Source organism: uncultured Photobacterium sp., assembly GCF_947039875.1.
GTDB lineage: Bacteria > Pseudomonadota > Gammaproteobacteria > Enterobacterales > Vibrionaceae > Photobacterium.
This window is the reverse complement of the sequence record NZ_CAMRAN010000033.1, coordinates 12987-24720: the sequence shown is the minus strand read 5'-3', so window position 1 is coordinate 24720 and position 11734 is coordinate 12987. Positions and strand designations below refer to the sequence as shown.

Below are 11734 nucleotides of genomic sequence, written 5' to 3'. Positions count from 1 at the left end.
TATTTATGGTCAATCCAACAATGTTACAAAGAGGAAATTATGGTCGATTCAACCAACAAGGATGAACGTCATCAAGCCCGTCAACAACGTTTAAAACAACAAGTTGATAATAAAATTAATGCCGCCCAACAAGAACGAGGTTTAGTGCTGGTTATTACGGGTAACGGTAAAGGAAAATCGACCTCTGGTTTTGGCATGATTACGCGTGCAGTCGGCCATGGTCAACAATGTGGCGTTGGTCAATTTATTAAAGGTACGTGGGATTGTGGTGAGCGTAACTTGCTTCAGCAACATGGCGTAGTGTTTTCAGTCATGGCGACAGGCTTTACATGGGAAACCCAAAATAAAGCGACAGATACCCTCGCAGCTCAAGCGACATGGGCTGATTGTAAAGCGATGTTAGCGGATAATACTTTAGATGTGGTATTGCTAGATGAGCTCACTTACATGGTGACTTATGACTATGTCGATTTAGATGAAATTATTAACGCAATCAACGCCAGACCGTCACACCAAACCGTTATTATTACAGGACGCGCAGCTCACCGCCGTTTGATTGATATTGCAGATACAGTTTCTGAAGTGCGTAATGTTAAACATGCTTTTGAACAAGGAATAAAAGCCCGTAAAGGTGTTGATTGGTAAAAATAAACAAACATCAACACGTTCAGAAACAGCGCAACTCGAACAATAAAGTAACACTCATCAAAAATGAATGATATTTTGCTATTAGAATAAGCATTACATTTTATAATACAAAAATACCTATTAAAATTATAAACAGCGTAATAGCTGGAGAAAATATGCCATCTCATTTACCCCGCTCATTTAGTAAACCATTTCTAAAAGTGTTTCATATTTTAGAAGCCATATTATTAATAGCAATCACCTTAGCAACCGTTGTTGCAATGGCGAATGAATTTATCCATGTGTTTGTAAACCGTCATATTCAATTAACTGACATATTATTAATGTTTATCTATCTTGAAATCCTCGCCATGGTGCAGCAATTTGTGGCTCACGGTAAGATTCCAGTAAGATACCCACTTTATATTGCCATAATGGCCATTGCGCGTTATATCACCCTTGGCATGAAAGAGCTCGATGGTACATTTATTATTTGGCTATCACTGGCAGCATTTATTCTTGCCGCGGCGACTGTTTTAATTCGAATTGGTCATCACTATTGGCCTTACGAAGAACCAGAAGAGCCGGGTAAGAAACAATCTGACGATTAATTGTCAGATTTAAAATACACCACACATTAAATTTAATAGGGCGAATCTAATGATTCGCCCTTTATTATTTAAAAACTATTCACAACAAAGTGATACAAATTACGGCTTAAATGATCATTTGAGCGAGAATATAACCAATACAACAGGCAGAGATAACCCCAATTAAACCAGGCATCATAAAGCTATGATTGAAATACCACTTACCAATTTTAGTGGTTCCCGTAACATCAAAGTTAACCGTTGCAATATCTGACGGATAATTAGGAATGAAGAAATAGCCGTATGTCGCAGGCATTAAACCAATTAATAACGCAGGATTTAATCCCATAGCCAAACCAACAGGTAACATCATTCGCGCAGTTGCTGCTTGTGAATTAACAACCACAGAAACAGTAAATAGCGCTAATGCAAAGGTCCACGGGTAATCTTGTACCATTGCCGTGATGCCCGATTTAAACGATGGCATCGCATATTGGAAATAGGTGTCACTCATCCAAGCAATACCAAAAATAGCAATCGCTGCTACCATACCCGATTTAAACACTACCCCTTCAGGCACTTTTTGCACATTAGTGCGTGTCACTAAAAGAATCAAGCCACCAAAACCTAGCATCATCATTTGAATAATTAATGACATGGAAATAGGCTTAGCATCACCAATAGTGCGAATTTCTGGCACCATCGCCACAACCACAATTGTCACCAATGCAAGAACAAACAGCATTACAGCATGCATAGCAGAACGAGGTAATTGCTCATTAAGTGAGGTTTTAGTGGTATGAAGAATTTGATCTCGCCATACAGGATCTTGTAATCGACGTTGATATTCAGGATCATCAGCCAGCTCTTTACCACGACGTAAACTGTACAATGATAATAATAATGTACCGCCTAATGTTGCAGGAACTGTCACCATCAAAATGGATAATAAATGAATAGAGTCAGTGATCGTAGACAATTGAGCAAGGTAATAAACGACAGCAGCAGAAATAGGACTGGCGGTAATCGCAAGTTGAGAGGCAACAGAGGAAGCCGCCATTGGGCGCTCGGGACGAATACCATTTTTAAGAGCTACATCACCAATGATTGGCATAATTGAATACACCGCATGGCCGGTACCCAACATAAATGTCATCACGTAAGTCACTAACGGACCGACAATAGTGACGCGCTTTGGGTTACTCCGCAAAATACGTTCTGCTATTTGCAGCATGTATTTTAAGCCGCCCGCAGCTTCCAGAATTGACGCACATGTTACAACTGCAAGGATAATCAACATCACGGTAATAGGAGGTGATGTCGGTGGCATACGGAAGATAAACACTTCCACCAGCAAACCTAATCCTGAAACAACCCCAAGTCCAATACCACCAAAACGACTACCTGCATATAACACTAACAACAGGAATAAAAATTCCAAATACAACATGACTTATCTCCCTATATATCATTGATACTCTATTAACCAAAGTACCGATTATTAGGAGCAAAATGCCTCTTCTACTCATCTGCCATATTGATAAATATCAAACTACTTAATAGCAATCAACGCTAAATTTCACTTATGAGAACTATCACAAATAACTGTCGCCACAGAAAAACAACTTTATCACTAAAGTGGTTACATATACTCACAAATGCGTCACCATAAAGTAACCGCCACCCTACCAGTGGTGACAAATGGATCACTACGATTATTTATACAGCGATAGCAATACTCATCAACTTGCATTCAATATCCGTATATAAATAGTATTAACACTCAATATTCGTAACAATACCGCAAAAAAAAAGAACAGCGATAACGCTATCCTTTTTATCCATTAATATCTATTTATTACCTAGCAAAACTATTCTTCAGTAACACTCTCTGTGACAACATTCTCTTCAGTAACCCCATAACCTGGACGGTTTTCTTTTGCGGTTGCTATCCAAGCAGCACAGAACAATGTTAAGCGCGCAAAGAAATAGAAGAAAGCCATTAAACCAATGATAGAGCCAAACGCAGCACCTGAGGGTGAACTTGCCAATTTAGGTAGTAAGAACGTCATGGCAAATTTAATCGCTTCAAAACCAATAGCAGCGAGTAATGTTCCCTGCATTAAACTTTTACGATTAAAACGACGACGAGGCAACATCCAAAATATCCATAAGAACATTAGATAGTTCGCTAGGATAGAAATAGTCAGTGCAATAGTAGTAAGTACTGGGCGTAACCAACTGATCCCACCTAATCCTAGCACATCAACAATTGTCGCTTGTGCTGAACCAGCAACAGACGTTAGCACCACAGTAAAAATCAACGCAGCAACTAATCCGGTTAAGCCAACAAGATCTTTAGCATATTGAAGTAAAATATGCTCTTTGTCTTCGGGTTTACGTTCCCACACATCACGGGTTTGAGCACGAACAGCCTCACGTAAGTTGCCCATCCAACTGATGCCCGAATAGAGTGCAATCGCCAAGCCACTCAAACCGACAGTTGTACGCTGACTGATAGCCGTTTGTACCATTTGTTTTAAGGTATTTGCCAAATTAGGATCAGTTACACCAGAAACTATTTTATCAATAATATTGGTCAGCAGCACTTGGTTAGACGCTAACACAAAACCAGCTGCAGCAAACAGCACCATTAAAATGGGTATCAATGATAAAAAAGAAAAATAGGTAATTGCTGCACCGAACTGACTGCCTAAACGATCATTAAAACGATCCGCTGCGCGAATGAAATGATCAATCGGAGGTAATGCTTTAATCGCATTGCCAATAATAGTAAACACTCCCATAATTTTAGAGAGTAATGTCGATTTTTCAGAAGATATTGTTTTATTAGTCATAATTTGATTGGGTGTGTCATAAAAAAATACTCAACAATATTAGCAATGGATAAAAACAAACCCAATCTAATAATAACAAGTCATTCACTGCCTGTTACGCAATTGATTATATAATTAAAAAATAAAGGCTTGCCAATAACGGCAAACCTTTTCGACCATAATTTACATTAACTATACCACTTCACTAATGGCGGATTAATTAAATAACCCTTTCAAAAGCTTATCTGCGACATTTTTAATGTTTTCATCTTTCGCTTTATCGCCAAGCAATTTCTCTAAACCACGATTAATTTCTTTCTTGGCTTTACTTTCTAGTGCTGCATTATTTTTAAATAAGTCTTTAATATTTAAATTATATTTAGGTTGTTGCCAAGTACCACTTACATGAATAGGCACAGCAATACCTTTAATTTCATCCAGCCCTTTACCACTCGCCACAATTTCAGAATTAATCATCAGATCAATACTTTCATTAACAAGGCTGGTATTACCTTGACCTGTGATTGCCACTAATGGTGATGCCAACTTAAAATTATCTGTTGATGCAGTGCCATTATGTAACTTTAACGTTGTTGTTAAGGCTGAAAAGTCAGTTTTCTTCGCCGTATCAGTACCCGTATCGGCCTGACCTTTGAATTTAGCTTTCGCATTACGCAATAGATCAGGAATATTCACGCCATACACTGCGCCATCAGACACATTGACCTTAATTGAACCAGTAATGTTATGACGAATATTCGCTTCAGATAGCCCCTGACCTCTTAGATCTGTCGTAATATTAGCTTTACCTGCAAGCAAATTATTATTCGCAACCGCTTTTAGTAACGGTAAAAGATCTACGTTAGAAATAGTATTTTTCAAACGATAACTTGGTAATGCACTATTTACATCAATAGCCGCACTGCCTGTGACCTTACCGCCATATAAATTAGCTTCAAAACGATTAATGGTCGCCACCCCCTGCTTAATCGATGTCACCACTTTAACATTTGTCACATTAGCGTGATCAACGGTTAATTGCTTAATCGCGATCATACCCGCAAGGTTGATATTTTTTAAGGCACTCAGATCAGGTTCTGCGGTTGAAGTCTTCGCATTATTTTCAGTAGCGACTGGTGCATTCATCGCGGCAGCGCCTGCGGCAGTCGTACTATTGTTAGTATTAGCTACGGCTGTTTTTGCTGGTAACCAGCTATCAAGATTAATATTATCACTTGATAAAGCAAAACGAATATCAGGAATAGCAGTGGCTAAATATGAACCAGAACCCGAAGCCTGAGTACCATCAGCATTAATGGAAAGCTGACTTACTAAGGTTAATTTTTGGCTAATATCATACGTTGCATCCGCATCAACCACTAAGTTTATCGTTGGTCGTGGTAATGTTTTACCCACTAAATCATTAGTTACTTTTAGTCCTTGAACAGTAATAACATTATGATCTGTTGATAATTTTACTTTAGCTGTGCCATGAGTATCAAAATTTAGATTAGGTACTTTACCATTAACGGAGAAAGTCATATTTGACCATTGACCAAGGTTAAATTGATCCAGTCCTAATTGTGCATTTTTGATCTCAGTTTTGCCGTCGGTCATGTTCATTGTTGCTGATAATGCTTTCAATCGCACATTCTTATAATCAGCAGCAAGATTAATCTCAGTACTACCTTGAGCACTAAAGGTTAATGCGTTGACATTACCCTGCACATCAAAAGTGGCTTTGGTCCATGTTTGGGGCTGAAAGCTATCAAGTGTAAAATTAATGTGATTAAGTTGCGCGACCATCTTGGTTTTATCATTGCGTACTTCTGCACTGGCATTTACTAATTTAATGCCTGCGACAGAAACATTCCAATGCGTATTTTTCTCACCATGTGTCACGGTATTACCCGTTGTTGTTTCAGCAACAGCGGTCTTATCTGTTAAACCATCAAGGTTGGTCGCACCATTATTTAAAGTTTGAATAAAAACATGTGCGCCATCTAACCGCATTTCACCGATATCAAGATGTTGAGATAGCAACGGTAAAACCGACACGGATAAATCAGCTTGCTTAAATTGAATCAAATTAGGTTCAGCAAACCCTGCTGGATTTCGAAATTCAGTATCACCAACACTTAATCCTAATGTTGGAAAGAATCGCCAGCTAATATCACCATTAATAACTAAGTCACGGCCTGTCATTTTCTTAACTTGCTCAGTCAGCAACGGCTTAAACTGATTAGGGTTAACAAAGGTAACTAGTGCGCCAATACCAATCACGACTAATAAAATCAGCCCGAGTAATATATACAGTATTTTTTTCATTACGCCCTCGGATATGCATATAGCGTCACAATAAATCGTGTGCTATACAAAAATAATTGGTTGAGAATTAACCCTATAAATCAATGTCATTAAGACCACCAACCCCAAGATTAGTTCATCATAAATAGAATAGCTAAACAAAAGGCAACCCGAGGGCTGCCTTTAATAATTTATTGAATGATGGCAATAACAATTAGCATCTAAACAGATTAACTTTGTTTGTCATCTTCATTGATACGACTTGCCACTGCACCTTGCTGATTTTTATATTTCGCATCAATACGCTTGTTATACGGTTTTTCCGCAGGACCAGATAAGGTCTCAAAACTTAGCGCACCAATTGGCATGTGGGGACGTAGTGCTAATGGTAGGCGACCTGAATTATAAAATTCAAGCACAATACGTCCTGACCAACCGGGATCAATACGATGTGCAGTCACATGCACCATTAAGCCTAAACGGGCTAATGATGAACGACCATCTAACCAACCAACAATATTATCGGGAAGCGTAACAGACTCATGGGTCACGGCTAAAGCCAATTGACCAGGGTGAAGAAAAAATGCATCTTCTTCCGCAACCACAATCTCATCACTCATCACTTTATCAAGCTGAGTAGCTACATCTTCTTTTTTACCCGATAAATCGATAAATGGCGCACCGTGATCATTAAAGACGCGGAAATTATTTCCAAGACTTACATCAATCGTTAAACCACTAATACAATCATCTGATGGTCGAGGCTCAATGCTGATTTTACCTTCATCAAGGTAAGCCCTGATATCTCTATCACAAAGTCTCATTTAAACTCTCTCCTGCATAATACACACTCTGTCTTATCAGTGCTCAGCACATAAGAGTGGTATACCAAAACACATCAATAAGACTCACAGTGTCGATGATGGGTCAGCAAAGGGTAATGGGGTTATAACCTACAATTATAACCATAAAAATAAGGCTGACATATTGTCAGCCTTATTCATTTAAATCATTACGAACGCAGCAATTTAGCAATGTGTGCTTTTAACACATCGATTGCAATACGGTTTTTACCACCACGAGGGACAATAATATCCGCATATTGTTTTGATGGTTCAATAAACTGCATAAACATTGGACGTACAGTTTTTTGATATTGCACCAGCACTGACTCCATTGTACGGCCACGTTCAGCAACATCACGTTGCAAACGGCGTAACAAACAGATATCCAGTGGTGTATCCATAAAGATACTTGCGTGCATGATGTCACGCAAACGAGGATCAGTTAACAATAAAATACCTTCTAAGATGATCACTTTTTTCGGTGTCATCGTGGTACTTTCTTGTAAACGAGTATGCTCGCTGTAGCTATATTGTGGTACTTCTACTGCTTCACCTTTCATTAACTGCTCTAAATGATCACATAATAAATTGTGATCTAGCGCGCTTGGATGATCGTAGTTAGTTTTAACTCGCTCATCCATAGTCAGGTGACTTTGATCGTTATAGTAACAATCTTCCGTGATTACACCGATCTGATGATCGCCGACTTTTTCTTTTAACTCTTTGTAAACTGTACTGGCAATCAGACTTTTACCGGAAGCAGAAGCGCCTGCAATACCGATAATAACGCATTGGTGTGAAGTTTCAGACATATCAGAAAGTACCTATTAGACCACGTAGCAAGGCGAATATGGATAAATTAAACCCTCCGATTATAAGCAGTTGCAATGACAGATACCAGCAAAAATGAGGCCTCTGTCATATCTGATTATAATCTCAGCGTTTTTTGATTACCAAACAACTATATTGTACGAATAGTAATCTTCTCAGCCACAGTTTCACCTTGCCAATATAATCGACTCGCTATATTGGCTGCTAACATAATGTATGCCTCTGCTTGTTCTGATTCAGGAGCAGCAATAACCGTTGGCTTACCGTTATCAATATCTTCACGAATTTTGATATCTAATGGTAATTGTGCCAATAACGGCACCGCATAATCTTGTGCCATTTTAGCTGCGCCACCGGTACCAAAAATATGCTCTTGATGACCACAATTGCTACAAATGTGATAACTCATATTTTCAACAATACCCAGCACAGGCACATCAACTTTATTAAACATGCTGATACCTTTAATCGCATCAGCTAAAGCAAGATCTTGAGGTGTAGTGACAACAATTGCCCCTGTTACAGGAATTTGCTGTGATAGCGTTAACTGAATATCACCCGTACCTGGTGGCATATCAATCACAAGGTAATCCAGATCTGGCCACCATGTTTCAGTGATAATTTGCGCCAGTGCTTTTGATGCCATAGGACCACGCCAGATAGTGGCACTTTCTGCTGGCACTAAATAACCCACAGAGTTAGTGTATAAACCGTGGGCTTCAATTGGTAGCATCATTTTGCCATCAGGTGATTGCGGCTTAGCATCCATTGTGCCTAACATCATTGGTACTGAAGGGCCATAAATGTCAGCATCAAGTAATCCCACTTTCGCGCCTTGTTGCTGTAAACCCAACGCTAAGTTAACCGATGTTGTTGATTTACCCACACCACCTTTTGCAGAACTCACAACAATGATATTTTTAGCCCCATTAAGTGGCTGTTTATCAACAACAGCTAACGTCACCACTCGACAACGAACATCAAAATTTAGCGCTGCATTAATGATGCCTTGTTGCTGTTGCTCTGCAATCCATTGACGTAATTGTTGCGCTAATTCGTTGGCTGCAAATGGAATCGTAATAACGATAACACCCTCGGCCGATACCGAGACAAAGTGTGGCACATCAGCCCATTCCGCACTTAAAAGTGGATGTTCAAATTGGTTTAGCCATTGGCTAATATCACCAACGTTATCGAAATGGTTTGTTTCTATTGCCATAAATTAGCACTCCACATAAATGTCATCGCTTATTAGCAACATCTACGTCACGGTATTAGTATATAAAACAACCAGTAACATTGATGCTGCGGGGTAATATCACCCTCTTTTTCCTCATGCTACCACCAAAGCACCCTTTCTGCCCGATTTCCCCCGTCCAAAAACAGATAAATCAGTATCCGATGCTAGTCAATATGCCGTCCATCAGGTAGTATTTATAGCTATGTTTTTCTACCCATCATGAGCAAAAGAAGTAATTATGGCTGCTAATCCAAGAAAAATTCTGGTGACCTGCGCCCTGCCGTACGCTAACGGTTCTATCCACTTAGGTCACATGCTAGAGCATGTTCAAGCGGATATTTGGGTGCGCTACCAGCGCCTTCGCGGCAACGAAGTTCATTTTATCTGTGCAGATGACGCACACGGTACTCCAATCATGCTTAAGGCCCAGCAGATGGGTATGGAACCTGAGCAAATGATTGCAGAAGTGAGCAAAGAGCACCAAGCTGACTTCGCCGGTTTCGATATTGACTTTAGTAACTACCACAGCACGCACTCACCTGAAAACCGTGAACTTGCTTCTTTTGTTTACACCCAGTTAAAAGACAAAGGCTTTATTACTAGCCGCACTATTTCTCAGTTATTTGATCCTGAGAAAGAAATGTTCTTACCTGATCGCTTTGTAAAAGGCACTTGCCCTAAGTGTAAAGCTGAAGATCAATACGGTGATAACTGTGACAACTGTGGTGAAACTTACAGCCCAACAGATCTGATTAATCCAAAATCAGCTGTATCTGGTGCTACACCAATCATGAAAGACTCAGAGCACTTCTTCTTTGATCTGCCACAGTTTGAAGACATGCTAAAAGCATGGACTAAATCTGGCGCACTTCAAGATGAAACATCAAACAAGATGCAAGAGTGGTTCGAGTCAGGCCTACAACAGTGGGATATCTCTCGTGATGCTCCTTACTTCGGTTTTGAGATCCCTGGCGAACCTGGCAAATACTTCTACGTATGGCTAGATGCACCAATCGGCTACATGGGTTCATTTAAAAACCTTTGTGACAAGCGTGATGATCTTGATTTTGACGAGTTCTGGAGCAAAGACAGTTCAACTGAGCTTTACCACTTCATCGGTAAAGACATTGTTTACTTCCACAGCCTATTCTGGCCTGCAATGCTAGATGGTGCAGGTTTCCGTAAGCCAAATAACGTGTTCGTACATGGTTACGTAACCGTGAATGGCGCGAAGATGTCAAAATCTAAAGGCACATTCATTAAGGCTGGTACTTACCTAAACCACCTTGATCCTGAATGCCTACGTTACTACTACGCAGCAAAACTCAACAACCGTATTGATGATCTCGACCTTAACCTTGAAGATTTCACTCAACGCGTAAACAGCGATGTTGTGAACAAGATTGTTAACCTAGCATCACGTAACGCAGGCTTTATTGCTAAGCGTTTTGACGGCATGTTATCTGAGAAATTTGCAGAACCAGAGCTTTATGCTGAGTTCGTTGCAGCAGCTGCACGTATTGGTGATCTTTATGAGAGCCGTGAATACAGCCGCGCAATTCGTGAAATCACCGCGCTAGCTGACAAAGCTAACCAGTATGTTGATGAAAAAGCACCTTGGGTTGTTGCTAAGCAAGAAGGTAAAGATCAAGAGCTACAGGAAATCTGTACTGTTGGTATCAACCTATTCCGCGTGTTAATGGCTTACCTAAAACCTGTAATGCCAAAACTTGCAGAGCGTACTGAAGGCTTCCTAAACGAAACATTAACGTGGGAAGGTATCGAAACACCACTAACAAACCATGAAGTCACTAAGTTCAAGGCATTGTTTAACCGTATCGATCCTGTACATGTTGCTGCAATGGTTGAAGCATCAAAAGAAGAAGCTGCTGCTGATAAAGCCGCACTTGAAGCTGCTCAACCAAAAAGTCCATTAACAGAAGAGCCAATTGAAGCTGAAATCGAATTTGATGATTTCGCTAAGATTGATATGCGTATCGCGAAGATTGTTGCTTGTGAATCCGTGCCAAAAGCAGACAAACTATTGAAATTCCAATTGGATATCGGTGGTGAAATGCGTCAAGTATTCTCTGGTATTAAATCAGCTTACACACCAGAAGAGCTTGTTGGCAAACTAACAGTAATGGTTGCTAACCTAAAACCGCGTAAAATGAAATTTGGTATGTCTGAAGGTATGATCCTTGCAGCGGGCCCTGGTGGTAAAGATCTTTGGATTTTAGAACCCCATGAAGGTGCTCAACCAGGTATGCGTGTAATGTAATTTACACCACATTTTAAGACTAAATACCGATAACTCAGTTGTCGGTATTTTTTTACTTTTTTTATACATTCCCCCTCTTTATATATCACATCAAATATATCGACTTATTTGTCATTGTTAATAGGTTGTTGAATATCGATCTAGCTCCGCTGCAAACTCTAATTTTATAAATAAAT

Annotated in this window: 9 protein-coding genes; 3 read left to right on the top strand and 6 right to left on the bottom strand. The window is 39.7% G+C overall.

Annotated elements, in window-relative coordinates; all coding sequences use genetic code 11:
- The first annotated feature begins 39 nt into the window (after positions 1-39).
- Complete coding sequence (gene cobO, locus Q0V26_RS12265) at positions 40-645, top strand: cob(I)yrinic acid a,c-diamide adenosyltransferase (protein WP_297481933.1); 606 nt, start codon at positions 40-42, stop codon at positions 643-645.
- Positions 646-803: 158 nt separating this feature from the next.
- The gene (locus Q0V26_RS12260) at positions 804-1238 is read left to right on the top strand and encodes a phosphate-starvation-inducible PsiE family protein (RefSeq protein WP_297481932.1); all 435 of its coding nucleotides are present in this window, start codon (positions 804-806) and stop codon (positions 1236-1238) included.
- A 106-nt stretch (positions 1239-1344) separates the two neighbouring features.
- Here the strand turns inward: Q0V26_RS12260 and Q0V26_RS12255 are convergent, their stop codons facing one another.
- From Q0V26_RS12255 to apbC, 6 genes are all read right to left on the bottom strand, one after another.
- Positions 1345-2667, bottom strand: a complete 1323-nt coding sequence (locus tag Q0V26_RS12255; RefSeq protein WP_297481931.1) for an anaerobic C4-dicarboxylate transporter — start codon at positions 2665-2667, stop codon at positions 1345-1347.
- 421 nt (positions 2668-3088) lie between these two features.
- A complete protein-coding gene (gene yhjD / locus Q0V26_RS12250) occupies positions 3089-4075 on the bottom strand; it encodes an inner membrane protein YhjD (RefSeq protein WP_297481930.1) in 987 nt (328 codons plus the stop codon).
- A 195-nt stretch (positions 4076-4270) separates the two neighbouring features.
- A complete protein-coding gene (locus tag Q0V26_RS12245) occupies positions 4271-6382 on the bottom strand; it encodes an AsmA family protein (protein ID WP_080157878.1) in 2112 nt (703 codons plus the stop codon).
- Positions 6383-6591: 209 nt separating this feature from the next.
- Positions 6592-7185 (bottom strand): dCTP deaminase, encoded by a 594-nt coding sequence (gene dcd, locus Q0V26_RS12240; protein ID WP_080157879.1) that lies wholly within the window; start codon positions 7183-7185, stop codon positions 6592-6594.
- A 188-nt stretch (positions 7186-7373) separates the two neighbouring features.
- Positions 7374-8018, bottom strand: a complete 645-nt coding sequence (udk, locus tag Q0V26_RS12235; protein ID WP_080157880.1) for a uridine kinase — start codon at positions 8016-8018, stop codon at positions 7374-7376.
- A gap of 149 nt (positions 8019-8167) precedes the next feature.
- Positions 8168-9256, bottom strand: a complete 1089-nt coding sequence (gene apbC / locus Q0V26_RS12230) for an iron-sulfur cluster carrier protein ApbC (RefSeq protein ID WP_297481929.1) — start codon at positions 9254-9256, stop codon at positions 8168-8170.
- Positions 9257-9515: 259 nt separating this feature from the next.
- Between apbC and metG the strand changes: the two genes are divergently transcribed.
- A complete protein-coding gene (gene metG, locus Q0V26_RS12225) occupies positions 9516-11558 on the top strand; it encodes a methionine--tRNA ligase (RefSeq protein WP_297481928.1) in 2043 nt (680 codons plus the stop codon).
- Positions 11559-11734 lie beyond the last annotated feature (176 nt).